Genomic DNA, 25,996 nt, shown 5'->3' on the forward strand with positions numbered 1-25,996 from the left:
CAAAATGCGCTTTGTGATTAAAAAGCTGAGGAATGTGCAAATCCGTCCTATTTTGGCTTTGTCCTGTTATAATAAAGCTTGTCACAAATCTGGAGGGAAAAATGAGAAAAAAGAGAACTTCTGTTGTTCATCGGATCTGCACTCTGGTCGGATCCCTCTTCTGTTTCATTCTGATTCCACTTCTGCTTATCAACTGTACCCTTATTATCAAAAGCATTACAAACAAAAATGAGGTGCCGGATATTGGCGGAATATTTCCCATGGTTATCCTGACAGATAGTATGAATCCCCAGCTGGCTTCCGGAGATCTGGTGATCTGCCGCAAAGTAAATGCCAAAAATATAAAGACAGGGGATGTAATCTGTTTCTATGACCCTGAGGGAAACGGGACGGCTACCGTTACACACAGAGTGACAGAAATCATTACAGATGAGACAGGCGCCCTTGCCTGGAAAACAAAAGGCGACGCCAACAATACAGAAGATGAAAAGCCGGTAAGAAGCGAAAATCTGGCAGGGATTTACTGCTGGCGGCTTCCCGGACTTGGAAATACGGCAATGTTTATGCAGAGAACAAAGGGAATACTGTTATGTGTGGTTTGTCCTTTGCTTTTGATGGCAGCTTATGACAAAAGCTGTGATTTGAGACAGAAAAAAGAGAAGGAAAAAAGTACAGAAGCATTGCTGGCAGAACTGGATGTCCTGCGGGCAGAACGAGAAGAAAAGTCAGGATTGAAGGGAGAATGCAAATTATGATGAAAAACAAAGCAATGCGGATTGCAGCAGGAGCCGGTGTGACCACTTTATTGACCATGAGCGTGATTTCAGGATCGTTTGCCAAGTATATTACAAGCGGAACCGGCACAGATAGTGCCAGAGCGGCGAAATTCGGAGTGACTGTCACTGCAAACGGGACGATGTTTGCAAGTGAGTATGCAACTGATGATGAGGCAGTTGGAACTATTGCGAAATCAGTTATAAGTAGTGGCGGAGAGGATGACCACGTAGTTGCACCGGGGACCAAAGGGGAACTGCTGAATGCCACGATTACCGGAAAGCCGGAGGTTGCGGTGAAGGTATCCTATGAGCCCACACTGACTTTAAATGGGTGGGAGTATACAGATGAGGGGAGTGCATCGTCGGAATATTTTCCAATTATTTTCAAGGTTGGGGATAAAAAATACGGCATTACAGGAATGAAGGATTCAACGGGGGCTAAGATTACAAATGGAAGTGCTAATGTGGAAGCCCTTAAAACTGCTGTGGAAAATGCAATCAGGGCATATTCTAAAAATTATGCTGCAAACACAGATTTGGCGTTGGTTGCCCCAGATTATGTGAATGTCTCCTGGGAGTGGGCATACAACGGAAACAGCGATGAGAAGGATACATATCTCGGCAATCAGGCAGCAGCGAACAAAGCCTCCACAGTGGAACTGAGCATGAAAACAACGGTAACTCAGATTGACTAAACGAAAATTCCTGCTCCTGTTGTGCATGCTTCTTCTGCTTCCCTGGTGGAATAAAAATCCCAGAGAAAATATGCGTCATGGGAATGTTATCTGCCTTACAGAAGGAAAAAACATAAATGCAAGGAGCAAATCTGCAGTCAGGGAGGGCATTCTTGAAAACAGTGAGACGGTAAAGGAAGATGGGAGTGCAAAGGCTGCAGAAGGGCTTCAGACCTGGGATGAACGGCAGATCTGGACAACAGATACTGCTGTTCGGATCTTTCAGACTGAAGACAAAAACCAGGCAGGGGAGCTTACCGTGCAAAGCGAAAGCCAGGACAAGGTAATTGCCCCCGGAACCAGCGGAGCCTACACCTTTTTTCTTCAAAACACGGGAAAAACAAAAATGGATTATAAGGTTTGGCTGAAAGCCGGTTGGGACATGGAAGCACTTAAAAGTCCCCTTGAACTAAGGCTGTCTGGGGAAAGGGGATGGCTTTTGGGAAGTCAGGATGGGTGGAGCAGTCCGGAGCAGATGGACAGAGTTCTTCAGGAAGGCTCTCTTCTTTCCGGAGAAAAGAAGAAATACATCCTTTACTGGCGATGGGCTTACGAGCGCGGGAAAGATGAAGAGGACACCTTCTTTGGAAACAAAGCAGAGGACACCCTTCATACCATTGTAATCCATACAGAAGCCGCCCAGAGCATTTCCGGCAATACAGGAGAAGGGGAGCCTGAAAAGAAAAGCAGCGAGAACAGTGAACAAACCGAACACAGGAATTCTGTGAAAACAGCAGATCACATGTCACCTGGAAGCTGGCTTACAGCATTAGTATTTACCGCACCTGTTATCACCATGTGCATAATCCTTATATGGTTTCGAAAGAGGCGCAGCTATGATAGAAAACAATAACAATAATCACAAAAAAAGAAAACTGCGTCTGGATATAGCTGGCTTTTTGCGGCTGACATTGTCACTGCCACGTATAATACGGCTTCCGTCACTGACGCTGCCACTTATGGCGCTTCTGTCTATTATGCTTTTGCTGGTGGCGCTTCCCACAGATATTTACGCCAAATACATTTTGCTGGCTGTTGAGGATTCCAACATGAAGGTGGCAGGATTTGAGCATAAGGTGTCCATCTGCCCGGAAGGAGAGCTTCCAGAGACATGGGCACCTGGCAGCCAGGCCATATATTCCATTCTGGTATCCAATCAAAGCACCAATGGCATCAGCCAGACCAGCCAGACTTATAGTATAGAGGTTGTTACCGCAGGGACGCTCCCTCTGTGCTGCACTCTTTTGGAAGAAAGTGAATGGGAAGGAAGCTGGAAGGAAATAGCATCATTTCAGGAAAGCCCCCAGGAGAAAACCCACATTTTTCAGACAGATAAAATGCTGCTTCCAGAAGGCTGCCCCACAGAGCATGAATACCGATTGATGGTTTCGTGGGAGGATGCCTGCCAGTGGGAACCTATGGACACGGAGGACTTTATCAGGATCAATGTGAATATGGAGCAGAAGGATTGAGAAACAGTAAGGTAAAACCCGTGAAAAAATTTTACTTTGTAAAACGGCAGGTACCATGCGCAGCTTTTCTTCTGGCAATGGGAGCTGGCATATTTTTTACCTGCAAGCTTCAAACTGTTTGCGCAAAATACCAGTACCAGGAATCCCGGATTGATATCATACATTCAGCTAAAATAGGAAATGACAGCACTACGGACACAGTGCAGAACGCCGACATAGTGCAGGCTGCCGACACTGCGCAGAATGCTGACATAGTGCAGGACGCCGACACTGCGCAGAATGCAGATATGCTGCAGAGCACCGATGTAATTCAGCCATCAGATTTTAGAGAGACACCTGCAGCCTTCTTCGATGGAACCACCTTGGAGAAAGAAGACATGGTGGATTACGGATTTGTTTCAGAAGTAGATGAAATTCCAACCAGTCCGTTCCATGACTAGTGTGTCGACAAGTTGATTCTTGTAACAATCTTGCAGGATAAATTTTTTATTTCAAGGCGGAGGAAGGAGGCGTAGCGGTGGCTACGGCGACCGACGACAACGCAGAAATAAGAAATTTAGACGCAAGATTGTTCTAGAAATCAACTTGTCGGCACACTAGGAATGGGATTAAAATCAGACTGCGTTCATGAGCAAGTAGCGAATCGGATTGCGAATGTCCGCTTTACTAACAAAAGTTTTAACGATGTTTAACATTGGTAATACATAAAATTTAACATAAGCTTCTATAATTATTTACAAGAACAAAGAGAAATGTGGATGTTAGTTAAGGAGGCTTTTGTTATGAAAAAGGCATTGGCAAAAATACAGAAAACAGAGATCAATACTTATATAGATGAGTTTGTAAAAGCAAGACAGAAATACTTCACCGTTGGTCAGGAGTGGCTTGAAGCGAAGGTTACAGATGAGAAAATATACGTCCAGATTGACCGGAAACAGCTGGAAGAAGAGCTGGATGACATGATAAAAATAAGCCTGCAGTTTGGCCGGGTACTTCCGCTGGAAATGAAGATTCAGGTACGCAAGGTTGCCGGCGGAGCAGAAATCAGCTACATGGACAATGGTGCCGGAAGCTGGAGATGCGGCCGGATCTATGCTCCGGAGAAAGCCGGAAGAGCAGCTTCCCCGGAAAAAAGATGGGGCGTACAGATTGCATAAGGTGATAGTAAAATAAACAAACGGATATGTTTTTATTGCATTTTCCCCTGTATTCTTTTACAATCATAAGTAGAATAAATAAGGAAAAAGGAAAACGGAGCTGGAAAATGGATTTAAAAAACAGAACACTTTCAAATTTTGCAGAGCTTGTGGAAACAGGTGAGTGTAAAAATTTCAAAGGAAGATTAAAGGTTGGTGTGGACCTTGGAACTGCCAATACAGTTCTGGCTGTTGTAGATACTTCAAACCGCCCGATAGCTGGAATTTCTGCACCCTCCCATGCCATTCAGGACGGAGTGATCGTAAACTATTATGAATGTGTACAGCTGGTAACCAGGCTGAAGGAGACACTGGAGGAGCGGCTTGGCACAGAGCTTACTTATGCAGCTGCCGCAATTCCTCCCGGTGTATCAGAGGGGAGCGTTAAGAGCATAGGCTATGTGCTGGAGGGCGCCGGCTTTGAGGTGACTAATATTGTAGATGAACCAACTGCCGCAGCGGCTGTACTTAAGATTCGTGACGGAGCGGTTGTGGATGTTGGCGGCGGTACAACAGGAATCAGCATTCTGAAGGATGGGAAAGTCATTTATACAGATGATGAGGCCACTGGTGGAACCCATATGACGATGACGGTTGCAGGACATTATCGTATTTCCTATGAAGAAGCGGAGCTGCTAAAAAGACAGCCGGATAAGCAGGATGAAATTTTCCCTGTAATTAAAGCTACGGTGGAGAAGATGGCTCTGATCACAGAAAAATTCCTCAAAGGATATGAGGTTCCGGCTATTTACGTTGTAGGCGGCTCTTCCATGTTCCGGGAATTTACATCCGTATTTGAGAAGCATCTGAAGCTTCCCGTTTATCAGCCGGTGCATCCACTTCTTGTTACGCCTCTTGGAATTGCCTATTGCTGTGAGCTGCCTAAGCTATCTCCGAAAAAAGACAACAAAATATAAAGGAGCAGCAGGCTATTGTAAAAAAGGATTGGTCAGTCAAAAAACTGATCAATCCTTTTCTTGTCATTTCCAAAAACTCTAACTCTATGACTATTAAATATTCAACAGATCACTGAATACCTTAAGGGCACCATCTGTATTATGCGCAAGGACACGCTTAGCGAGAACCTTACCAAGCTGAACACCCTCCTGGTCAAAGCTGTTCAGGTTCCATACAAAGCCCTGGAACATGATCTTATTCTCAAAGTGAGCAAGAAGAGCACCAAGGGAGGCAGGTGTAAGCTCATCACCGATGATAATGCTGGATGGACGTTTGCCCTTGAAGTTCTTATTCAGGTTCTCATCTTCTTTGCCGCAGGCAAATGCAATGATCTGAGCAGCAACATTGGCGCAAAGCTTCTGCTGGCTGGTGCTGTTCTCAATGTCAACATCTACTCCAAGCTGGCTCTTCTTAAAGCCGATGAACTGAAGCGGAATGATATCAGAGCCCTGGTGGAGCAGCTGATAGAAGGAATGCTGTCCGTTGGTTCCTGGCTCACCGAAGATAACTGGGCCGGTTACATAGTTTACCGGCTCACTGAAGCGGTTTACGGTTTTACCATTGGACTCCATATCACACTGCTGAAGATGTGCAGGGAAACGGCTTAATGCCTGTGAATATGGAAGAACAGCTGTGGAAGGATATCCCTGAACATTTCTCTCGTAGATGCCGATCAGAGCGTCCAGCATATCCGGGTTCTTCATAAGGTCACGGTTAGTTGCAAGCTGATCCTCAGCTGCAGCACCGTCCAGAAGCTGTGCAAATACCTCCGGTCCGAATGCAAGGGAAAGGATTGCACCGCCTACGGCTGAAACAGAAGAGTAACGTCCGCCGATGTAATCATCCATAAAGATTGCGGTAAGGTAATCCTCACTCTTTGCAAGAGGAGAGGTCTCGCTTGTAACTGCAAGCATATGCTTGGAAGGATTCAGACCTGCCTTAGTCAGGGCATCCTTAACAAATGCTTCGTTAGTCAGAGTCTCAAGAGTTGTACCGGATTTGGATACAACGATAAATAAGGAATGTGCAAGGTCAACAGAAGCAAGAACAGCAGCTGCATCATCAGGATCTACGTTGCTGATGAATCTGGCTTCCATCTTGAATGTGTTGTTTGCCTTAGCCCAGTTCTCAAGTGCAATGTAAAGAGCACGAGGACCAAGGTCACTTCCGCCGATACCGATCTGAACAACAGTGGTGAACTTCTCCCTAGCCTCGTTTGTGATCTCACCGGCATGAACCTTGTTTGCAAAATCAGCAGCCTTCTTCTGCTGTGCAACGTAGAATTCACGCTTGTCTACACCATCTACAACAACCGGATTGCCCAGCTGTCTGCGTGCCAGGTGATGAAGGACCATACGGTTCTCACCTGTATTAATCACAGCTCCATTATATAATTCCTCAAATTTGTCAATCAGCTGTGCCTCGTCAGCAAGCTGTGCAAGAGCGGATAAAACAGTCTCGTCTACTTCCTTGGCTGCATAGTTGTAATTCAGCCCAGCTGCCATTGGTGTACTATAATCAGCTACACGCTTGCCACCCTCTTCACCGGACAGAGCAGCTGCAATGTCCACATGATTCTTAAGACTGCAAAGCTTGTCAAAAGAAGCCAGTGTGTCAAGATTTTTCCATGTTGCCATAATATAATTCCTCCTTTAAATGGTTGAGACAACGTTGTCTCGTCAGAGTCTCATGGCGAAACCCATATCGGCTTTATTATACTGAAAAAAAACAGGAATTTCAATCCATGGTTTAAGATTCGTGAAAAAATAACATTGTTCCGGGAAAATTGATGAGAAATATGAAAAAAAGAACATTAAAGCGTGTTTGAAAAAGGCTTTCTGTAAGATGTACCGGCAAATAAAAGCTCTCCCGGGAAACAATCATTTCCCGGGAGAGTGCTGCAGTTTAAATAAGAAATAGGAAGCTTACTCCTGTGTAATTCCGGTTACTTCATATCCTGCATCTGTGATTACCTGGCGAAGCTTAGCTTCATCTACTTTTTCCGGAGCTGTGAAGACTGTGGTTCCTGCCTCATGGGAGGAAACAACATTTTGTACGCCAAATGCAGCCTCAACGGCTTTGTTTACGTGTGCCTCGCAATGTCCGCACATCATTCCTGTTACGTTAACTGTTACTTTGATCATAGTAGTGTTCTCCTTTTTGCTTGTATTATTAATATTGTTGCTTACAGTATGATTATTAATATTGCTGCTTACATTATGAACCTTAAACAGATTCAGTCGCAGGGCATTGGTTACCACGCAGAAGCTGGAAAGGCTCATGGCAGCGGCACCGAACATTGGGTTCAGGGTCCAGCCGAAGATGGGGATCCATACGCCGGCTGCCAGTGGAATGCCGATTACGTTGTAGAAGAATGCCCAGAAAAGGTTTTCATGGATATTCCGAAGGGTGGCACGGCTAAGACGGATGGCTGCTGGCACATCGGAAAGCTGGCTCTTCATAAGAACCACATCCGCTGCATCAATAGCCACATCGGTACCTGCACCGATGGCAATACCAATGTCAGCACGGGTAAGTGCCGGAGCGTCATTGATTCCGTCCCCAACCATGGCAACCTTGCCTTTTTCCTTCAGGGAGCGGATCACGCTTTCTTTTCCATCAGGAAGAACCCCTGCGATTACCTGATCTACCCCTGCCTGTGCACCGATCGCCCTGGCAGTGCGCTCATTGTCTCCGGTAAGCATAACCACATGAATGCCCATGCTCTGAAGCTCTTTTACAGACTGTGGGCTGTCTGGCTTGATTACGTCTGCTACAGCAATGATTCCAAGAAGCTGGTTATTACGGGCAAAAAGCAGGGGAGTTTTGCCCGCCTCAGCAAGCTTTTCTGCCTGAGACATAAGAGCTTTGGAGACTGGAACCAGTGTGCTGATGTATTTCATGCTTCCGCCAATCAGCTTATCAGAACCAAGTGCGGCAGAAAGTCCGTTTCCGGTAAGGGCCTGGAAATCTGTAACCTCCGGGGCAGTAAGGCCAAGTGCAAAGGCTTTTTCAAGAACGGCCTTTGCAAGAGGATGCTCGCTTTTTTTCTCAAGAGCATAGGCAAGGGTGAGAAGCTCCTTTTCGGTGATGCCTTCTGCTGGGAGAATGTCCGTCACCTCAGGCTGTCCGCTTGTGATGGTTCCGGTTTTGTCAAGGGCAACAATCTGGATCTTTCCAGCCTCCTCAAGAGAAACAGCAGTTTTGAAAAGAATGCCGTTTTTGGCACCCATTCCGTTTCCAACCATAATGGCAACCGGGGTGGCAAGGCCAAGGGCACAGGGGCAGCTGATCACAAGCACGGAGATTCCTCTTGCAAGAGCGTAGCCAAATTCATGTCCGGTAAGCAGCCAGATCATGGTGGTGATAATGGAAATGGTGATAACAGCAGGTACGAAAACACCGGAAACCCGGTCTGCGATTTTGGCAATAGGAGCCTTGGTGGCCGCTGCGTCGCTGACCATTTTGATGATCTGGGAGAGGGTAGTATCTTCCCCTACGCGGGTTGCCTTACATTTGATGAAACCGGACTGGTTTACAGTGGCAGCAGAAATCCGGTCTCCTGCTGCTTTATCTACCGGGATGCTTTCTCCTGTAAGGGCGGCCTCGTTTACTGCACTGGAGCCTTCCAGGATCACGCCGTCAACGGGAATGCTTTCGCCGGGACGTACAACAAACACATCGCCTTTTACCACCTGGTCAATGGGAACGGTGATTTCCTGGCCATTTCGGATGACAACGGCAGTCTTGGGAGCAAGGTTCATTAGACCCTTCAGGGCGTCGGTTGTCTTGCCCTTGGAGCGAGCTTCCAGCATTTTTCCCACTGTGATCAGGGTCAGGATCATGGCAGCGGATTCAAAGTAAAACTCCATCATGTAGTGCATTACAAGCTCAGAATTACCGTCTACCTGTGCACGAGTCATGGCAAACAGTGCATAGACGCTCCACACAAAGGATGCCATGGAGCCAAGTGCTACCAGGGTGTCCATGTTGGGAGAGCGGTGCCACAGGCTCTTAAAGCCGCTGATGAAAAACTTCTGATTGATTACCATGATGATTCCGGCCAGAAGCAGCTGAACAAGTCCCATGGCTACGTGGTTGCCGTCAAACCATGCAGGCAGCGGCCAGCCCCACATCATGTGTCCCATGGAGAAGTACATCAAGACCAGAAGAAATCCTACAGATGCGATGAGACGCTTCTTCAGGATTGGGGTTTCGTGATCCTCCAGGGCCTTCTCCGCATCGGAAAGAGATTCCTTCTGACTGGATTGACTCTTAGAAGAGCAGCCGTACCCGGCTTGCTCTACAGCTGAAATAATGGCTGAGGCTGTGGCGGTGCCTTTAACGCCCATGGAATTGGTAAGCAGGCTCACTGAGCAGGCTGTAACTCCCGGAACCTTGCTGACTGCTTTTTCCACACGGGCACTGCAGGCTGCACAGCTCATGCCGGTGACATTGTATTGTTCCATAATAAAATTCCTCCTTATACGGGATGCGCCTTATCATGCAAGCATGAACGGCTGTTTGACCTTTTGACTCTAACTTGATATCTGCGAATTGCTCCGCAGCAAAGCTGTTCCCGCAATTCTCGAACATTCGGAATTCGCTGATTTACTGCGTAAATCGCTACTTCCTCATGTTCGGCGGGTCCCAAGTTCAAAAGCCTTATCATGCAAGCATGAACGGCTTTTGAACTTGGGACCCTGATATCCGCATTTATTTCATAAGCTTCTGTAGTGTTGCAACAAGCTCATCAATGGTCTCATCCTTACCCTCCCGGATATCTCTTGCCACGCAGGTTCGGATATGGTTGGCAAGAAGCTCTTTATTAAAAGCATTCACAGCGGCATTTACAGCGGCGGACTGGATCAGGATGTCATTGCAGTAGGCATCGTTCTCCAGCATTCCTATAATGCCCCGGATCTGGCCTTCAATACGCTTCAGACGGTTGACCAGCTTTCTTCGCTCCGCTTCGGAACGCAAGGTGTGCTTGGCGCAGCAGGAACAGACCTTCTGTGCAGGTTCCTGGCTGGAAAGGGGTTCAGTATCGGCTGCAGTGTGGCTGCAGCAGGTTTCGGATTTATGATCAGCTGTCATAGGCAGGCTCCTTTCTTATTAAACAAATGATTGGCCGGAAACTGCGAACCGGCGTTTTAACTTTCAAATACCCTTTGGGGGTATCTTGCTTATGCACTTAATATATACCCCCTGAGGGTATTTGTCAAGGGCTTTTTTTGTTTCATTGTGGAGTTACAGCAGGTTAAAATATATCTGTCTGAAAGTCCATTGATATAGATTGTATATTCATAAAATATCCATAATACATTCATAAAAAATACATAAAATTATGGTATCTATTAGATATCCGAGTCGAATATGTATAATGATATAACGCAAAGGTCGCATCATGAACATGATGCATAAAAGAGAATCCGGTGAGAATCCGGAACGATGCCGTCACTGTGTAAGGGAGCTGCTTCAGAGCCCACTGGGTAACCGGGAAGGGGAAGCAGTGTTGAACGAAGTCAGGAGAACTGCCTTGGCGTAGAATTGTGGATCTGCGGTACACAGAACCTTATTCTCATAGCAATATATAGGAATGATACCAGTGTCAAAAGATATTTTGATACTCATATCATTGTAATCCTGTTTGGAGGAAATGTGTTTATGAGGAAAGTGCAGCTGCAGAGTTTGCAGCTGCTTTTTTACAAAGCAGGAATCACAGAAGCTTCCTGCCGTAGAAAAAGCCCTGCCGGGCCGTGTCCTTATACATAATTCAATCCGGAAATACAGGAAAAAAGAGGAAAAAGAAATGAAAAGAAAATCTTTATTAGCACTGCTTCTTGCAGCATCCATGGCAGCAAGCATGACTGCAGCAACAGGAACTGTTGCATTTGCAGAGGAAGCAACAGAGGAGACAACTGACGAAGCAGCAGATGACGCAGACGATGCAGAAGCAGCAGATGACGCTGAGGCAGCAGATGACACTGAGGCAGCAGACGATGCAGAGGCATCTGACGCAGATCAGGAGGCAGCTGATAAAGTTGCAGCACTTATCGATGCAATCTATGTTCAGGAGAGAACAGACGACACAGATGCACAGTGCAAGGAAGCTAAGGAAGCATGGGATGCTCTGACAGACGCTCAGAAAGAGCTGGTAGAGGGAGAAGAAGCAAGCCCGGAATATTTCGGACGCGATACAGGAGATGCTTCCAAGGATGATCCTCGTAACCAGGATGAGATCGGTGAGAACGAGCTTCTTGTGGTAAGCTTTGGTACTTCCTTCAACGACAGCCGTGTTGAGGATATCAAGGGAATCGAGGATGCTCTTGCAGAAGCTTTCCCGGACTGGGCTGTAAGAAGAGCATTTACCGCTCAGATTATCATCAACCATGTACAGGCAAGAGATGATGAGCACATCGACAACATGCAGCAGGCACTTGACCGTGCAGTAGCAAACGGTGTTAAGAATCTGGTTGTTCAGCCTACACACCTTATGCACGGTGCAGAGTACGATGAGATGGTAGAAGCGATCGATGAGTACAAAGATAAATTTGAGTCTGTAGCAATCGCTGAGCCAATGCTTGGTGAGGTTGGATCAGACGCTACTGCTATCAACGAAGACAAGGCTGCTGTTGCACAGGCAGTTACAGATGCAGCTGTAAAGAGCGCAGGATATGACAGCATGGAAGCTGCTGCTGAGGATGGAACCGCATTCGTATTCATGGGACACGGAACCTCTCACACAGCAAATGTTACATACAACCAGATGCAGACACAGATGGAGAAGCTTGGATTTACAAACGCATTCATCGGTACTGTAGAGGGTGAGCCGGAAGATACCGCTTGCGATGTTGTAATCGACAAAGTAAAAGATGCAGGCTTCAAGAAGGTTGTTCTTCGTCCGCTTATGGTTGTTGCAGGTGACCATGCAAACAACGATATGGCTGGTGATGATGAGGATTCCTGGAAGAGCATGTTCGAGGCTTCCGGAGATTTCGATGAGATCGATTGCCAGATCGAAGGACTTGGAAGAATTGATGCAGTTGAGCAGCTTTATGTAGAGCATATTCAGGCAGCAATTGATTCTATTGCAAAATAATCTGTTGATGTTTTATCTTTAATTCATCAAAAAGTAAGGAGAAAAGTTATTATGAAACGTTCATTAGTCATTTTATTATCAGCAGTAAGTATTTCCACCATGACAGCAGGAAGCGTTGCGCCTGTTTGGGCTGAAGCGGCACAGACAGAAGCTGCCAAAGCAGAGGACGCCGCAGAAGCTGAGCTTGAAGACGGCGTATACGGTGTGGAGTTTGACACAGACAGCGGCATGTTCCATGTAAATGAGGCATGCAATGGAAGAGCAGTTCTTACAGTGAAGGATGGCAAAATGACCGTTCATATTACACTTGTCTCCAAGAATATCGTAAATCTTTTCCTTGGAACAGCTGAGGACGCACAGAAGGATGGAGCTGAACTGATCCAGCCTACTACAGATACTGTTACCTACAGTGACGGAATGTCAGAGGAGGTTTACGGCTTCAATGTTCCGGTTGAGAAGCTGGACGAAGAGTTTGACCTTGCCATCCTTGGCAAAAAGGGTAAATGGTATGATCATAAGGTCAGCGTAAAAGATGCAAAAGAGCAGACTGAGGAAGAGAAAAACGCAGTAGTGATCGGTGAGGATGACAGCGAGACAGCAGATGCTGAAGCAAAAGAAGCAGAGGATTCCAAAAACTGATTTTCACAGCTAACAAGTAAACCCTTACAATATTTCTTATAAAAAGACAGGCCCCGGGCAATATCATTTCTGTTAAATGATATTGATTCCGGGAAGCCTGTCTTTTTATATATCTGTTTTAATTTTCTTTTCCCTCTCCTGCAAAGTATTCCTTTGTCAGTCTTACAACTGTTCCGGAGAGCAGGAATAATGCAATCAGGTTGGGGATTGCCATAAGACCGTTAAAGGTTTCGGCAATATTCCACATCAGTCCAAGATTTGCAGTGGCACCAAGGATAGCAACCAGAGCATAGACAACCATAAATGGTTTGATTACTTTTTCGGAAAACAGGAATTCGATACAGCGTGCACCGTAAAGGCCCCATCCAAGTGCTGTGGAAAAAGCGAAGCAGCACATTGCAACTGCAGTGAAAATGGATACCCAGTTTCCATATGTAGAAGTAAATCCAAGGATGGTCAGCTCAGCACCTGCGGCTTCTCCGTAAGTGATGGGAACGCCGCTGCACAGAATAACAAGTGCGGTCAGAGTACAGATGACGATGGTATCTGTAAATACTTCAAAAATTCCGAACATACCTTGCTTTACCGGCTTCTTGGTATCTGCACATGCATGTGCAATGGATCCGGTACCAAGACCGGCTTCATTGGAAAAGATACCACGGGAAACACCCTTTTTTATACTAAGGAACATGCTTCCGATAATACCGCCGGTTACAGCGGAGGGCTGGAAAGCTCCCTTAAAAATAGAAACAAATACGGACGGAATATTCTGGATGTTCAGAAGAATTACTCCAAGTCCAAGGAGAATGTAAAGCAGCGCCATAAACGGAACAAGCTTTTCTGTTACCTGGCCGATACGCTTGATTCCACCAAGAAGGATCATGGCAATCAGGATGGCAATCACAATACCAATGATCAGATTAGATGTGGAAACTGCGCTTTTGCTAATAATGTTATAATTTAAAAGTGCGGAGTTAATAGCTGTGGTAATGGTATTTACCTGTGTGGCATTGCCTGTTCCGAATACGGTGAGAACACCGAAGGCCGCGAACAGATAAGCCAGCCAGTTCCATTTTTTGCCAAGACCGTTTTTGATGTAGTACATCGGTCCTCCTACCAGTTCTCCGTTTGCATTGATTTCACGGAAATGAACAGCAAGGGTAACCTCTGCGAATTTGGTACACATTCCGAAAAGTGCGGAGACCCACATCCAGAAAATAGCACCGGGTCCGCCGATGGCAATGGCACCTGCCACGCCGGCAATATTTCCGGTACCTACTGTGGCGGCAAGAGCCGTACACACAGCCTGGAAAGGAGTGATAGCGCCGTCGGAAGCGCTGCGCTTGCGGAAAATACGTCCAAGAGTAGTGCGGATCGCATAGGGGAATTTGCGGATCTGAAGAAAACCGGTGCGGATGCTAAGGTAAAGTCCGACGCCGAAAATACAGACCATTGCAGGAACTCCCCAGATAAAATTATTGACAGCTGTATTAATGGTTTCGATAATCTGCAGCATAGAATACCTCTCTTAAGTTTTTTATCGGATAAAGTTTGTTTTGATCTTATCCTCCGCCTGTGGAGTGGTAATTCCCGCCGCTTTACCTGCTTCGATACATTTCAGAAGCCATGCCATATTGCTTCCCAGGGTGCGCATGATCTGTAATCCCTCTTCATCCTGCTGTACCTCTGCCGGAGTATTGCCGTGTACCATGTTCCAGTAGTTTGCAGATACAACCGGCATCTCGTGATAGCTGAAATATTTCTGAAGCACATCCAGGGTAGCAGTAGTTCCGGCTCTTCTTGCAGAAGCAACTGCTGCAGCCGGTTTGTGAAGCATGTCCTTGCCTGCCATGGAGCAGAGCTTATCCATGAACTCAATAATCTGTCCTGTGGGGGAAGCCCAGTATACCGGGGAACCTACAACCAGAGCATCTGCCTCCTTTAATTTCGCCGCCGCCGCTTTTACGTTATCTTTATCAGGATCTCCTGCCTGGAAAATCTCGGTATCAATTCCGTTCTGATTCAGAGTTTTTGCAACCTCACTAAGTGCAGTGAAGGTACAGCCTTCCTTACGCGGGCTGCCGTTTAAAAGTAAAACCTTCATGTTCTTTCATCCTTTCATCTCGCTAAAGCGTTAATATATTTCTTTATTATACGATAGGAGTGGTTTAATTTCAAGACACAGTATATTCACATTTACAGGATATAATAGAAAAATTAAATGATATCAGGGTCAAAAGGTCAAAAAGCCGTTCGTGCTTGCACGATAAGGCTTTTGAACTTGGGACCCGCCGAACATGAGGAAGTAGCGATTTACGCAGTAAATCAGCGGATTCCGAATGTTCGAGAATTGCGGGAGCAGCTTTGCTGCGAAGCAATTCGTAGATATCAAGTTAGGGGCAAAAAACCTTTTGCCCCTAACTTCATTATATAAATAGCAGAAAGGAATTTGCAAGTGCTTCAAATTAAAGACATACATAAAGAATACAGAACCGGAAATCTGGTGCAAAGAGCCCTGGACGGAGTGAGTCTTAGCCTTCGGGACAATGAATTTGTGGCAATTTTAGGTCCAAGCGGTTCTGGCAAGACCACCCTTTTGAATATTATCGGTGGCCTGGACCGTTACGACAGCGGAGACCTGATCATCAATGGAATTTCCACCAGGAAATATAAGGACAGGGATTGGGATTCCTACAGAAATCACACCATTGGCTTTGTTTTTCAAAGCTATAACCTGATTCCCCATCAGACTGTGCTGGCCAATGTGGAGCTTGCTCTGACCATTTCCGGTGTTTCCAAAAACGAGAGACGGCGCAGGGCCAAAGAAGCTCTTGAGAAAGTGGGGCTTGGCGCCCAGCTTCACAAGCGTCCCAGTCAGATGTCCGGCGGACAGATGCAGCGAGTAGCCATTGCCCGTGCCCTGGTCAATGACCCGGAGATTCTTCTCGCGGATGAACCAACCGGGGCCCTGGACTCTGATACCAGCGTTCAGGTTATGGAGCTTCTGAAAGAGGTTGCAAAGGAGCGCCTTGTGGTAATGGTAACACACAATCCGGAGCTTGCCCAGCTTTACGCAACCAGAATCGTGACTGTGAAGGATGGAAAAATCCTGTCAGACACAGATCCCTTTGAGGTGGATACAAAGCAGATGGCAGCACCTGTTCACAAGAACATGGGAAAATCCTCCATGTCTTTTTTCACTGCATTGTCTCTTAGCTTTCAGAACCTGAAGACAAAAAAGGCAAGAACCCTTCTCACTTCCTTTGCCGGTTCTATCGGCATCATCGGAATTGCCCTGATTCTTTCCATATCTAATGGCGTAGACAAATACATCACAGACATGGAGGAGGAGACCCTTTCCGAGTATCCTCTGCAGATTCAGAGCACAGGGGTGGACCTGACTTCCATGATGATGGGCGCAGCGTCTGCCCAGAGTGAGAAAAAGGAAGGAGAGGTAGGGGTGGCGCAGATGGTCACCAATATGTTTTCCAAGATGAATTCCAATGATTTGGAATCTCTGAAAACTTTTCTGGACAGTGATGAAAGTCAGGTGGACCAGTATGCCAATTCTGTGGAATACAGCTATTTAGTTTCCCCGCAGATTTTCCGTCAGGAAAAAAACGGCATCCGCCAGGTAAATCCGGACAAATCCTTTTCCTCCATGGGTCTTGGCTCCGGTTCCTCCAACAGCATTATGTCTTCTACCATGAGTACAGATGTGTTCTACGAAATGCCGGAGAATGAAGAATTGTACAAAAATCAGTATGATGTGAAAGCCGGCAGATGGCCGGAAAATTACCAGGAATGTGTGCTGGTGCTTACCTCTCATGGAGATATCAGCGATTTTCTCCAGTACACACTGGGTCTTCGGGACAGTAAAGAGCTGGATGATATGGTGCAGAAATTTATGGCAGAGGAAGCAGTTGAGATGCCAGAGAATGGAGAAGCCTATTCCTATGATCAGATTCTCGGAACCAGCTTCAAGCTTGTAAACAGTACGGATTATTACGAATATGATTCAGAATACAAGGTCTGGAAGGACAAATCTGACAACAGTGCTTACATGAAAAAACTGGTGGCAGATGGGGAGGACCTTACTATTGTAGGAATCGTACAGCCTGCAGAAGGTGCCACAGCATCTATGCTCACAGCAGGAATTGGCTATACGCCGGCACTTACCAGACATGTGATCCAAAAGGCAGCGTCCAGTGACATTGTAAAGCAGCAGCTGGAAAATGAAAAAATCAATGTTTTTACAGGGGAGGCGTTTGGGAAGGAAGACCAGGAGGAAAGCAAATTTAATATGGAATCTCTTTTTGGCATCAATGAGGATGCCCTGAAGGAGGCCTTTCAGATCGATGAAAGTGCTTTTAATATGGATCTTTCCAGCATGGCTCTCTCGGGAATGAGCATGGATATGCCGGATTTGTCCGAAAGCAGCATGCCTGATTTTTCCAGTTTGATCAGCTTTGGAGACTTGAATCTGGATCTATCCGATGCCATTGACCCGGAAGAGATTTTGAAGGAACTTTCAGCAGATCAGGTTCCGGATATGAGTGAGGCATTGAAGTCTGTGAAGTTTGATTTTACAGAGGAAAAAGCCACTGCGCTTCTGAAGGATGTTCTGGAAGGATACCAGGAGAGCATTCAGGATAAGCCGGAGGCGGATCTGTCAAAAATGCAGTCGGCCATTCAGCAGTTTCTTAGTTCCAGTGAAGTAAATGACAGGCTGTCTGCAGACATTGAGCAGCTGGTGAATGACAATATCAAGGTGGACGTTTCCACAGAAAAAATGATCGCCGCTGCAGTGAAGCTGATGAATCAGTACCAGGAATATGCCAGGGCCAATGGAATAGAAAAAGCAGATGCTGCCAGCATTCTGGGATTTCTTAGCCAGAGCGACATCCAGCAGCAGATCCGGCAGGAGGCCAATGAGCTGATTCAGGGAAGCGTGACGGTGACGATCACAGCAGACCAGATCAAAGAGCTTCTTATGAAAGATGTGATCCAGGCCTATCCGGAATATGCCAAAGCTAACCAGCTTCCGGACCCGGCCAATCTTGGAACCTATTTTGTGGAATATATGCAGTCTGAGGATGGACAGAACCGTCTGATGAAGGGGCTGACCTCCATGATCGACACCAGTGAGGCGGAGAAGCAGTTTTCCTCTGCAATGGAAACCTACATGACAAATATGATGACTGCTTTTTCCGATGCCATCACCAAAGCCATTGAGTCGAAATTCACGGATGTGATGAGCCAGGTGGAAACACAGCTCACACAGGGAATCCAGACTGCCATGGAGCAGATGATGGGCTCCATCAGCGACAGTATGCAGGGTGCGCTTCAGTCTGTGATGACAAGCGTGACCTCCAGCATTACCACAGCCATGAGCCAGGCAATGGGACAGATGGGAAGCAGTATGGAAAATGCCTTTGCCATTGATCCAGAGGCTTTTGCAAATGCCATCCAGATGAATATGAATGAGGATGACCTTTCCGAGCTGATGATGTCTTTGATGTCACATGAAAATGCTTCCTATGACGGAAATCTGAAAAAGCTTGGATACGCAGACCTGAATGTTCCAGGTGGAATCAATATTTATCCAAAAGATTTCGAGTGCAAATCCCAGATCGTGAACATCTTGGATCAGTATAATGCAGATATGGAGGCAGCAGGAGAGGATGAGAAGGTGATCACCTATACGGACCTTGTGGGAACCTTGATGTCCTCTGTGACGGATATTGTGAATATTATCAGCTACGTGCTGGTTGCTTTTGTGGCTATTTCCCTTGTGGTTTCCTCCATTATGATCGGTGTTATCACCTACATCAGTGTTCTGGAGCGGAAAAAAGAGATCGGTATTCTAAGAGCAATTGGTGCCTCCAAACACAATGTGTCTCAGGTGTTCAATGCGGAAACCTTTATTATCGGCTTTTGCGCAGGGGCAATGGGAATCGGAATCACCCTGCTGCTTCTTATTCCAGCCAACAGCCTAATCCGTTCCTTGGCGGACGGTGTGAACGTGAAGGCATCCCTTCCGCCTGTGGCAGCGCTGGTGCTTGTGGGATTAAGCGTGGTGCTTACTTTGCTGGGCGGTCTGATTCCGTCACGAAAAGCGGCGAAGAGCGATCCGGTGACAGCGCTTCGAACAGATTAAAAAACAGAGATGACAGTTTTTATAAAAAAGCGCAGAAATCAGAAAAAATTCTGGTTCCTGTGTTTTTTTTGCGCCCGAAATTCTGGGCAATCCTGTGTTTGGCCGGGGAAAGATTTTGCTGACTTGAGAGTAAAAAGAAAGATTTGTGGATACTACTATAAAGAACAGGGAAAATGTATCTGCTCACGTTTGGATGATATTCCATAGAAAAATCAAATTCAGTCAAAATAATTCATAATTGTGCAAATGTGATAAATCAAACGGTCAAATCTTGTGAAAAAGATTGATTGACTTTGACCGTATCGGAAAGTATAATAAGCACAACAAATCAAAAACAGGCAAAAGTAAGCAGGAGGCAGAGATGATTTACACTGTGACTTTTAATCCGTCACTGGATTATATTGTGTCGGTAGAGGACTTCCGGCTTGGACTTACCAATCGTACCAGTTCGGAGATGCTTCTGCCGGGAGGCAAGGGAATTAACGTATCTACAGTTCTTATGAATCTGGGAATTGAGAGTACAGCCCTTGGTTTTACCGCAGGATTTACCGGAGATGAGATCACACGCAGACTTGAGGACATGGGCGTGAAGAATGGTTTTATCCAGGTTGGAGAAGGGTTATCCAGAATTAACCTGAAGCTGAAGAGCATTGATGGTACTGAGATCAATGGTCAGGGACCAAGAATCGGCACAGACAAGGTGGACATGCTGATGAAGCAGTTAGGAAAGCTTGGAGAGGGCGATGTGCTTTTCCTTTCCGGCAGCATTCCATCCTCCATGCCGGACGATGCATACCAGAAGATTATGGCCATGCTGGACGGCAGAGGAGTTCGGATCGTGGTGGATGCCACCAGGGATCTTCTCATGAAGGTTCTTCCCTACCACCCATTTCTTATTAAACCTAATAACCATGAGCTTGGAGAAATCTTTGGCGTGAAGCTGGATACCCGCCAGTCCGTGATTCCTTACGGGAAGAAGCTTCAGGAGATGGGTGCTGTGAATGTGCTGATTTCCATGGCAGGAGAGGGTGCTGTTCTGATTGATGAGAATGGAAGGGTTTATGAGGAACCTGCACCTAAGGGCAAGCTGATCAATGGTGTCGGAGCCGGTGATTCTATGGTAGCCGGATTTATGGCAGGCTACATGGAGAAGCAGGATTATCAGTATGCATTCCACATGGGAATTGCAGCCGGAAGTGCCAGCGCATTTTCTGAGAATCTTGCCACCAGAGAAGAGATTGAGGCTGTCTATCAGCAGATCATCGGATAGAATCAGGAGGAAAGGTAGAAATGAGAATTACAGACTTACTGGATGTGAGAAGTATTTCACTGGATGCTGCTCCCGCAGACAAATCCCAGACCCTGGATGCTGCGGTGGCACTTATGACCAGAAGCGGTAAGATTAATGATGAGGCAGCTTACCGGAAGCAGGTTTATGCAAGAGAGGAAGAGAGTACTACAGGAATCGGTGAGGGAATTGCCATTCCTCATGGCAAATGTGATGCAGTAGATAAGCCGGGGCTTGCAGCCATGGTCATTCCGGGTGGAGTTGATTTTGATTCCCTGGACGGAGAGCCTGTTACACTGTTGTTTTTGATCGCTGCGCCTAATACAGAGGACAATGTACATCTGGATGTGCTCAGCAAGCTTTCCATGATGCTGATGGATGAGGAGTTTACTGCCAACCTTCGCGCTGCGAAGACACCGGAGGAATTTCTTCAGATCATTGATCAGGCAGATGAAGAGAAGAAGAGTGTGGATGAACGTCTGGAAGACATGGGAGAGGCTTCTGAGGATCAGTTTAAGATCCTGGCTGTTACTTCCTGCCCTACCGGAATCGCCCACACTTACATGGCAGCAGAGGGAATTGAGAAGGCTGCCAAGGCGAAGAAATGCTTCGTGAAGATTGAGACAAGAGGATCCGGCGGTGCCAAGAACGTGCTTACTGCCCAGGAGATTCAGGATGCAGACTGCATCATTGTGGCCGCAGACGCCCAGGTTCCCATGGATCGTTTTGACGGCAAGAAGGTGATTCAGCGCCAGGTTTCCGATGGAATCAATAAGGCGGACGAGCTGATCGAGCTTGCCATGTCAGGAAATGCCCCTGTTTATCACAGCGGCAATGCAGCAGCTGCCCAGCAGAACTCCGGCAAGTCCGGCGGCGGAGTGGGACACCAGCTTTACACACAGCTGATGAACGGTGTTTCCCATATGCTCCCCTTTGTAGTTGGCGGCGGTATTCTCATTGCCATTGCGTTTTTGATCGATGGACTTATGGTTGATATGAATGCCCTGGATGTGGCAGAACGTGCTAACTTCGGTACCATCACTCCGGCAGCAGCTATGTTCAAGCAGATCGGAGATGTGGCATTTGGATTTATGCTTCCGGTGCTGGCTGGATTTATTGCTATGGCCATCGGTGACAGACCGGCTCTTGCACTTGGTTTTGTAGGCGGTATGATGGCAGCCAATGGAACATCCGGTTTTCTTGGTGCTCTGGTAGCTGGTTTTGCAGCAGGCTATATTATCCTGGGACTTCGCAAGGCATGTGAGAAGCTTCCGGAAGCCCTTGAGAAAATCGCTCCGGTTCTGATCTATCCGGTTGTTGGTATTCTGGTAATGGGATTACTGATGCTGTTTGTAGTTGAGCCGATCATGGGCGGTATTAATACTGCACTGAATAATGGACTGACATCTATGGGAAGCTCCAGCAAGATCGTACTTGGCCTGATCCTTGGCGGAATGATGGCCATTGATATGGGCGGTCCATTTAACAAAGCAGCTTATGTATTCGGATCTGCAGCGATTGCAGCAGGTAACTATGATATTATGGCAGCCGTTATGGTAGGCGGTATGGTTCCGCCATGTGCTATCGCACTTGCTACTCTCCTTTTTAAGGATAAATTTACAAAGGAAGAACGAGAGTCCGGTCCTACCAACTTTATTATGGGACTTGCCTTTATCACAGAGGGCGCTATTCCTTTTGCAGCAGCGGATCCTCTTCATGTGCTTCCGGCCTGCATCGTTGGTTCCGGTCTTGCAGGGGCCATGTCCATGGCATTTGGATGTACCTTAATGGCACCCCACGGCGGAATCTTTGTAGTCCCGGTTATGGGAAATGCAGTGATGTATCTGGTGGCACTGGTTGTGGGAACTGTAGTTTCTGCAGTGCTTCTGGGACTGCTGAAGAAGAAAAACGCGTAAGATTATCAATTATAACGGCTGCGCAGGCAGAACTAAATAATAAAAAATAGCTTTTGGGTTGACAGAGAACCCGGAAGTCGATATAAAGAAATTATAGAAATAGCATAAAAATAAAATTACAAAAACGGAGGAAATCGTCATGAGAGAATTTAAGTATGTAGTAACAGATCCGGAAGGAATCCACGCACGTCCGGCAGGAGAACTGGTAAAGGCAGTAAAGGCTTTTTCCTCTGACATTAAGATCGCCAAGGGCGGCAAGGCTATGAACTGCAAGGCAATCTTCGGAGTGATGGGACTGGCAGTTAAGAAAGGGGACGAGGTCACCCTTACATTTGAAGGCGCAGATGAAGATGCCGCATACGAGGCAGTAAGCAAATTCATGCAGGAGACTCTGTAAGAGGCAGCGAAAGAGACGGACATACCTGCGGGTATGTCCTGTTTTTTACAAGTATTTGTGGGAGAGAAAACATGCAGGTATATAACGGAAAAAGTGTATTTGGCGGAATTGCCATCGGTAAGATCAGTGTATATCAGAAGAAGGAGCAGCAGGTAAAGCGCGTGAAGGTGGAAGACCCGGATCAGGAGATGGCGCGCTATGGGAAAGCCAAGGCAGAAGGAATCCGCCAGCTCCAAGGCCTCTATGACAAAGCCTTGAAAGAAGTGGGAGAAGCCAACGCCGCGATTTTTGAAGTCCATCAGATGATGATGGAGGATGACGGATACAATGAATCCGTAGAGAACATTGTCCGCAGCCAGGGCGTGAATGCAGAGTATGCAGTGGCAACCACAGGAGACAATTACGCACAGATGTTTTCTGCCATGGATGACGACTACATGCGGGAGCGTGCTGCAGATGTTCGGGATATTTCAGAGCGTCTTCTCACCATCTTGAATGGGGAAGACACAGGCAGTGTGGACGCAGACGAGCCAAAGATCATTGTAGCAGAGGATCTGGCTCCTTCAGAGACTGTTCAGCTGGACAAGGATAAGGTTCTTTCTTTTGTCACAGTGAAGGGCTCCCTGAATTCCCATACTGCTATTCTGGCAAGAACCATGGCAATCCCTGCACTTGTGAATACTTCCATGACTCTTGATAGTGTGATGGATGGGAAGCTTGGAATTGTGGATGGCGCAAGCGGTACCTTCTATGTAGACCCAGATGAGAAGACTCTTGAGGAAATGAAGAAACGACAGGAAGAGGATCTTTCCAGAAAGCAGCTTCTCCAGACCCTGAAGGGAAAGGACAATGTTACACTTGACGGACAGAAAGTGATGTTGTACGCTAATATAGGAAACATCAAGGACCTGGCAACTGTGATCCAGAATGATGCAGGTGGAATCGGACTTTTCAGAAGCGAATTTATCTATCTGGAGAAAGAGGATTTCCCTACAGAGGAGGAGCAGTTCCAGATTTACAGACAGGTTGCACAGACGATGGCGGGGAAACGTGTGATTATCCGTACACTGGATATCGGTGCAGATAAGCAGTGCGATTATTTCCATATGGAGCATGAGGAGAATCCGGCACTTGGCTGCAGGGCTATCCGTATCTGCCTGACCAGACCGGAGATTTTCAAGACACAGCTTCGGGCTTTATTCCGTGCCAGTGTATTTGGCAGGATTGCCATTATGTACCCTATGATCACCAGCGTGCAGGAGGTACGCCAGATCAAGAAGATCGTGGAAGAAGTGAAGCAGGAGCTGACCAGCCAGGGCGTAGAATTTGGCAATCCCGAGCAGGGTATTATGATCGAGACTCCGGCAGCAGCCATCATTAGTGATAATCTGGCGAAGGAAGTGGATTTCTTTAGTATCGGAACCAATGATCTGAGCCAGTATACCATGGCAATCGACCGTCAGAATCCACAGCTGGATCCGTTCTTTGATCCTCATCATCCGGCAGTGCTTCGTATGATCTCCATGGTTGTGGAGAATGCACATAAGGCTGGTATCTGGGCTGGAATCTGTGGAGAGCTTGGTGCAGACCAGTCACTTACGAAAGAGTTTCTGGCAATGGGAGTGGATGAGCTTTCTGTTTCTCCGGGAAGCATTCTGCCGCTCCGCAAGATCATTCTGGAAACAAATGTTGGAGAATATAAGGCGGGAAAAGAATGTTAACACAGCAACGGCATGAGATCATCCTGAAGCTTCTGCGGGAAAAGGGAAGCATTACCGTAACAGAGGTGCGGGATCTTCTCGATACATCAGAATCTACAGTGCGAAGGGATATCACAGCACTTGACAAGGAAGGCAAGCTGGAGAAGGTTTTCGGCGGCGCCGTGGAATTGAAGGAGCGGGTAACTGCATACGAATATTCCGTAGCAGAGAAAATGGGACTGAAGCTGGAGGAGAAGCATAGGATTGCAAGATATGCAGCGGGTCTGATCCAGGACGAGGACTTTGTGTATATTGATGCAGGAACCACCACCGGAGATATGCTGAAGTTTCTCCAGGTGACAAGAGCGGTCTTTGTCACCAATGCAGTAGCACATGCCCAGTCTCTGGCAGAAAGGGGCTTTAAGGTTTTTCTTGTAGGAGGAGAATTGAAAGGATCCACAGAGGCGGTAATCGGCAATCAGGCGATGAATACCCTTCGGGAATACCATTTTACCAAGGGATTTTTCGGAACTAACGGGATTACCAAGAAGAGCGGATGCACCACCCCGGATGCCAATGAGGCAGCAGTAAAGTCAGCAGCCATGCAGCAGTGCCGGGAGTGCTACGTGCTTTGCGACAGCTCCAAGTTTGACAATATCAGTTCTGTGACCTTTGCGGATTTCTACCGTTCCACCGTGATCACAGATAAGATCCCGGCAGGATATGAGGACTGTTCTAACCTTGTAGAGGTGCCGAAGGAATAAAAAATAACAGAGGGTGTTAAGAAACGAAAGAGGCTTGAAAAGAATGATAAAATTAATTGCATCCGATCTGGATGGAACGCTTCTTCAGGAAGGAACTATGGATATCAATCCGGAGATTTATGATATTATCCACAAATTAAAGGCAAAAGGAATCGTTTTTGCGGCAGTCAGCGGAAGGGAATATGACAGTATTGCCAGAGTCTTTGCACCTGTAAAGGACGATATTTATTTTATTGCAGGAAACGGTGGAATCATTTCCTTCCAGGGAGAGATTATTGAGAAAATGGCAATCCCGGCAGATGTTCTGAAAGATGTAGTGGAATACGTCAGAAGCCAGGAAGATGCCTCCTTTATGACTGCAGGAAGTGCCCAGGCGTATGTGGAGCGTGCGGATCAGGCGTTTGTGAAGAAGCTGCGTGAGGGGTACAAGCTTCATGTAAATGAAGTAGATGATGTATTGCATGCACCGGAGACCATGACCAAGGTTGCCATGTACAATGAGAAAGTAGATGCTGCGGCAGGCGCCGAGGAAGCCAAGAAAATTTTCGGTGACCGGATTCAGATTATGGCGTCTGGGGATTACTGGGTAGATTTTGTAGACATCCATTCCGGAAAAGGAAATGCATTACAGAAACTCTGTGCTCGTCTAGGGATTACTAAGAAAGAAGAAGTGGTGGCATTTGGGGACAATTGCAATGATGTGAGCATGCTCACCGAAGCAGGCAAAAGCTACGCCGTTACCACCGCCCGTGAGGAAGCCAAGCAAGCCGCAAAGTATGTCCTGGAAAAACCCGGTCCGGACAGCGTGCTGAATGTGCTGAAGATGATTCTGGAATTGTAGAATTTAAATAATTTGGCTTGTGGGAACAAATTTATAATCCGAATTTTAAACCTA

At 46.8% G+C, this 25,996-nt stretch carries 21 protein-coding genes and 1 riboswitch; of the genes, 16 read left to right on the top strand and 5 right to left on the bottom strand.

Annotation, left to right across the window (positions count from 1 at the left end):
- The first annotated feature begins 101 nt into the window (after positions 1 to 101).
- From H8S54_RS14190 to eutJ, 7 genes are all read left to right on the top strand, one after another.
- Positions 102 to 755, top strand: a complete 654-nt coding sequence (locus H8S54_RS14190) for a signal peptidase I (RefSeq protein WP_186901693.1) — start codon at positions 102 to 104, stop codon at positions 753 to 755.
- On the top strand, positions 752 to 1,471 hold the full coding sequence (locus tag H8S54_RS14195; protein ID WP_186901694.1) for a hypothetical protein: 720 nt from the start codon (positions 752 to 754) through the stop codon (positions 1,469 to 1,471). The genes H8S54_RS14190 and H8S54_RS14195 overlap by 4 nt, the downstream gene beginning before the upstream one ends.
- A 70-nt stretch (positions 1,472 to 1,541) precedes the next feature.
- A complete protein-coding gene (locus tag H8S54_RS14200) occupies positions 1,542 to 2,363 on the top strand; it encodes a hypothetical protein (RefSeq protein WP_186901695.1) in 822 nt (273 codons plus the stop codon).
- Positions 2,347 to 2,982 carry a hypothetical protein gene (locus tag H8S54_RS14205; protein WP_186901696.1) on the top strand — a complete coding sequence of 212 codons (636 nt, stop codon included), beginning with the start codon at positions 2,347 to 2,349 and terminating at the stop codon, positions 2,980 to 2,982. The genes H8S54_RS14200 and H8S54_RS14205 overlap by 17 nt, the downstream gene beginning before the upstream one ends.
- Positions 2,979 to 3,422 (top strand): hypothetical protein, encoded by a 444-nt coding sequence (locus H8S54_RS14210; protein ID WP_186901697.1) that lies wholly within the window; start codon positions 2,979 to 2,981, stop codon positions 3,420 to 3,422. The genes H8S54_RS14205 and H8S54_RS14210 overlap by 4 nt, the downstream gene beginning before the upstream one ends.
- Positions 3,423 to 3,764: 342 nt before the next feature.
- Positions 3,765 to 4,139, top strand: coding sequence for a hypothetical protein (locus H8S54_RS14215; protein WP_186901698.1), 375 nt, complete (start codon positions 3,765 to 3,767; stop codon positions 4,137 to 4,139).
- A gap of 107 nt (positions 4,140 to 4,246) precedes the next feature.
- A complete protein-coding gene (gene eutJ, locus H8S54_RS14220) occupies positions 4,247 to 5,095 on the top strand; it encodes an ethanolamine utilization protein EutJ (RefSeq protein ID WP_186901699.1) in 849 nt (282 codons plus the stop codon).
- Positions 5,096 to 5,188: 93 nt separating this feature from the next.
- Here the strand turns inward: eutJ and H8S54_RS14225 are convergent, their stop codons facing one another.
- The 3 genes from H8S54_RS14225 to H8S54_RS14235 all read right to left on the bottom strand — a co-directional run bounded on the left by H8S54_RS14225 (position 5,189) and on the right by H8S54_RS14235 (position 10,232).
- Positions 5,189 to 6,772 carry a glucose-6-phosphate isomerase gene (locus H8S54_RS14225; RefSeq protein WP_186901700.1) on the bottom strand — a complete coding sequence of 528 codons (1,584 nt, stop codon included), beginning with the start codon at positions 6,770 to 6,772 and terminating at the stop codon, positions 5,189 to 5,191.
- 288 nt (positions 6,773 to 7,060) lie between these two features.
- Positions 7,061 to 9,604 carry a heavy metal translocating P-type ATPase gene (locus H8S54_RS14230; RefSeq protein ID WP_186901701.1) on the bottom strand — a complete coding sequence of 848 codons (2,544 nt, stop codon included), beginning with the start codon at positions 9,602 to 9,604 and terminating at the stop codon, positions 7,061 to 7,063.
- A 247-nt stretch (positions 9,605 to 9,851) separates the two neighbouring features.
- Positions 9,852 to 10,232: a metal-sensing transcriptional repressor gene (locus H8S54_RS14235; RefSeq protein WP_243000309.1), complete on the bottom strand. Its 381-nt coding sequence runs from the start codon at positions 10,230 to 10,232 to the stop codon at positions 9,852 to 9,854.
- Positions 10,233 to 10,515: 283 nt separating this feature from the next.
- Positions 10,516 to 10,691: riboswitch (cobalamin riboswitch) on the top strand.
- A 256-nt stretch (positions 10,692 to 10,947) separates the two neighbouring features.
- On the opposite strand from H8S54_RS14235, the gene H8S54_RS14240 reads away from it, so the two are divergent.
- Together H8S54_RS14240 and H8S54_RS14245 are read left to right on the top strand one after the other, a co-directional pair.
- Positions 10,948 to 12,237, top strand: coding sequence for a sirohydrochlorin cobaltochelatase (locus H8S54_RS14240; RefSeq protein ID WP_186901702.1), 1,290 nt, complete (start codon positions 10,948 to 10,950; stop codon positions 12,235 to 12,237).
- A 51-nt stretch (positions 12,238 to 12,288) separates the two neighbouring features.
- Complete coding sequence (locus H8S54_RS14245) at positions 12,289 to 12,876, top strand: hypothetical protein (protein ID WP_243176834.1); 588 nt, start codon at positions 12,289 to 12,291, stop codon at positions 12,874 to 12,876.
- A gap of 118 nt (positions 12,877 to 12,994) precedes the next feature.
- Here the strand turns inward: H8S54_RS14245 and H8S54_RS14250 are convergent, their stop codons facing one another.
- Together H8S54_RS14250 and H8S54_RS14255 are read right to left on the bottom strand one after the other, a co-directional pair.
- Positions 12,995 to 14,392, bottom strand: coding sequence for an alanine/glycine:cation symporter family protein (locus H8S54_RS14250; protein WP_186901703.1), 1,398 nt, complete (start codon positions 14,390 to 14,392; stop codon positions 12,995 to 12,997).
- Between the two features lie 21 nt (positions 14,393 to 14,413).
- Entirely contained in the window at positions 14,414 to 14,980 is a 567-nt protein-coding gene (locus H8S54_RS14255; RefSeq protein WP_021925463.1) for a flavodoxin family protein, read from the bottom strand.
- Positions 14,981 to 15,331: 351 nt separating this feature from the next.
- Here H8S54_RS14255 and H8S54_RS14260 point away from each other — a divergent pair, with 351 nt between their 5' ends.
- The 7 genes from H8S54_RS14260 to H8S54_RS14290 all read left to right on the top strand — a co-directional run bounded on the left by H8S54_RS14260 (position 15,332) and on the right by H8S54_RS14290 (position 25,942).
- The gene (locus tag H8S54_RS14260) at positions 15,332 to 19,036 is read left to right on the top strand and encodes an ATP-binding cassette domain-containing protein (RefSeq protein ID WP_186901704.1); all 3,705 of its coding nucleotides are present in this window, start codon (positions 15,332 to 15,334) and stop codon (positions 19,034 to 19,036) included.
- A 361-nt stretch (positions 19,037 to 19,397) separates the two neighbouring features.
- Entirely contained in the window at positions 19,398 to 20,306 is a 909-nt protein-coding gene (pfkB, locus tag H8S54_RS14265; protein ID WP_186901705.1) for a 1-phosphofructokinase, read from the top strand.
- A 20-nt stretch (positions 20,307 to 20,326) separates the two neighbouring features.
- Positions 20,327 to 22,240, top strand: coding sequence for a PTS fructose transporter subunit IIABC (locus H8S54_RS14270; RefSeq protein ID WP_186901706.1), 1,914 nt, complete (start codon positions 20,327 to 20,329; stop codon positions 22,238 to 22,240).
- A 139-nt stretch (positions 22,241 to 22,379) separates the two neighbouring features.
- Positions 22,380 to 22,637 (top strand): HPr family phosphocarrier protein, encoded by a 258-nt coding sequence (locus H8S54_RS14275; RefSeq protein ID WP_021925467.1) that lies wholly within the window; start codon positions 22,380 to 22,382, stop codon positions 22,635 to 22,637.
- A 71-nt stretch (positions 22,638 to 22,708) separates the two neighbouring features.
- The gene (gene ptsP / locus H8S54_RS14280) at positions 22,709 to 24,358 is read left to right on the top strand and encodes a phosphoenolpyruvate--protein phosphotransferase (RefSeq protein ID WP_021925468.1); all 1,650 of its coding nucleotides are present in this window, start codon (positions 22,709 to 22,711) and stop codon (positions 24,356 to 24,358) included.
- Positions 24,352 to 25,101: a DeoR/GlpR family DNA-binding transcription regulator gene (locus H8S54_RS14285; protein WP_021925469.1), complete on the top strand. Its 750-nt coding sequence runs from the start codon at positions 24,352 to 24,354 to the stop codon at positions 25,099 to 25,101. The genes ptsP and H8S54_RS14285 overlap by 7 nt, the downstream gene beginning before the upstream one ends.
- A gap of 43 nt (positions 25,102 to 25,144) precedes the next feature.
- Positions 25,145 to 25,942 (top strand): HAD family hydrolase, encoded by a 798-nt coding sequence (locus H8S54_RS14290; RefSeq protein ID WP_186901707.1) that lies wholly within the window; start codon positions 25,145 to 25,147, stop codon positions 25,940 to 25,942.
- The last annotated feature ends 54 nt before the right edge of the window (positions 25,943 to 25,996 follow it).

The sequence above is a fragment of the Blautia segnis genome (assembly GCF_014287535.1).
In the GTDB taxonomy this organism is placed as follows: domain Bacteria; phylum Bacillota; class Clostridia; order Lachnospirales; family Lachnospiraceae; genus Blautia_A; species Blautia_A acetigignens.

What these genes read in the sequence shown, in the direction of transcription:
- H8S54_RS14190 (WP_186901693.1), top strand. Translation starts at nt 102, where the DNA reads ATGAGAAAAAAGAGAACTTCTGTTGTTCATCGGATCTGCACTCTGGTC.
- H8S54_RS14195 (WP_186901694.1), top strand. Translation starts at nt 752, where the DNA reads ATGATGAAAAACAAAGCAATGCGGATTGCAGCAGGAGCCGGTGTGACC.
- H8S54_RS14200 (WP_186901695.1), top strand. Translation starts at nt 1,542, where the DNA reads ATGCGTCATGGGAATGTTATCTGCCTTACAGAAGGAAAAAACATAAAT.
- H8S54_RS14205 (WP_186901696.1), top strand. Translation starts at nt 2,347, where the DNA reads ATGATAGAAAACAATAACAATAATCACAAAAAAAGAAAACTGCGTCTG.
- H8S54_RS14215 (WP_186901698.1), top strand. Translation starts at nt 3,765, where the DNA reads ATGAAAAAGGCATTGGCAAAAATACAGAAAACAGAGATCAATACTTAT.
- eutJ (WP_186901699.1), top strand. Translation starts at nt 4,247, where the DNA reads ATGGATTTAAAAAACAGAACACTTTCAAATTTTGCAGAGCTTGTGGAA.
- H8S54_RS14225 (WP_186901700.1), bottom strand. Translation starts at nt 6,772, where the DNA reads ATGGCAACATGGAAAAATCTTGACACACTGGCTTCTTTTGACAAGCTT.
- H8S54_RS14230 (WP_186901701.1), bottom strand. Translation starts at nt 9,604, where the DNA reads ATGGAACAATACAATGTCACCGGCATGAGCTGTGCAGCCTGCAGTGCC.
- H8S54_RS14235 (WP_243000309.1), bottom strand. Translation starts at nt 10,232, where the DNA reads ATGACAGCTGATCATAAATCCGAAACCTGCTGCAGCCACACTGCAGCC.
- H8S54_RS14240 (WP_186901702.1), top strand. Translation starts at nt 10,948, where the DNA reads ATGAAAAGAAAATCTTTATTAGCACTGCTTCTTGCAGCATCCATGGCA.
- H8S54_RS14245 (WP_243176834.1), top strand. Translation starts at nt 12,289, where the DNA reads ATGAAACGTTCATTAGTCATTTTATTATCAGCAGTAAGTATTTCCACC.
- H8S54_RS14250 (WP_186901703.1), bottom strand. Translation starts at nt 14,392, where the DNA reads ATGCTGCAGATTATCGAAACCATTAATACAGCTGTCAATAATTTTATC.
- H8S54_RS14255 (WP_021925463.1), bottom strand. Translation starts at nt 14,980, where the DNA reads ATGAAGGTTTTACTTTTAAACGGCAGCCCGCGTAAGGAAGGCTGTACC.
- pfkB (WP_186901705.1), top strand. Translation starts at nt 19,398, where the DNA reads ATGATTTACACTGTGACTTTTAATCCGTCACTGGATTATATTGTGTCG.
- H8S54_RS14270 (WP_186901706.1), top strand. Translation starts at nt 20,327, where the DNA reads ATGAGAATTACAGACTTACTGGATGTGAGAAGTATTTCACTGGATGCT.
- H8S54_RS14275 (WP_021925467.1), top strand. Translation starts at nt 22,380, where the DNA reads ATGAGAGAATTTAAGTATGTAGTAACAGATCCGGAAGGAATCCACGCA.
- ptsP (WP_021925468.1), top strand. Translation starts at nt 22,709, where the DNA reads ATGCAGGTATATAACGGAAAAAGTGTATTTGGCGGAATTGCCATCGGT.
- H8S54_RS14285 (WP_021925469.1), top strand. Translation starts at nt 24,352, where the DNA reads ATGTTAACACAGCAACGGCATGAGATCATCCTGAAGCTTCTGCGGGAA.
- H8S54_RS14290 (WP_186901707.1), top strand. Translation starts at nt 25,145, where the DNA reads ATGATAAAATTAATTGCATCCGATCTGGATGGAACGCTTCTTCAGGAA.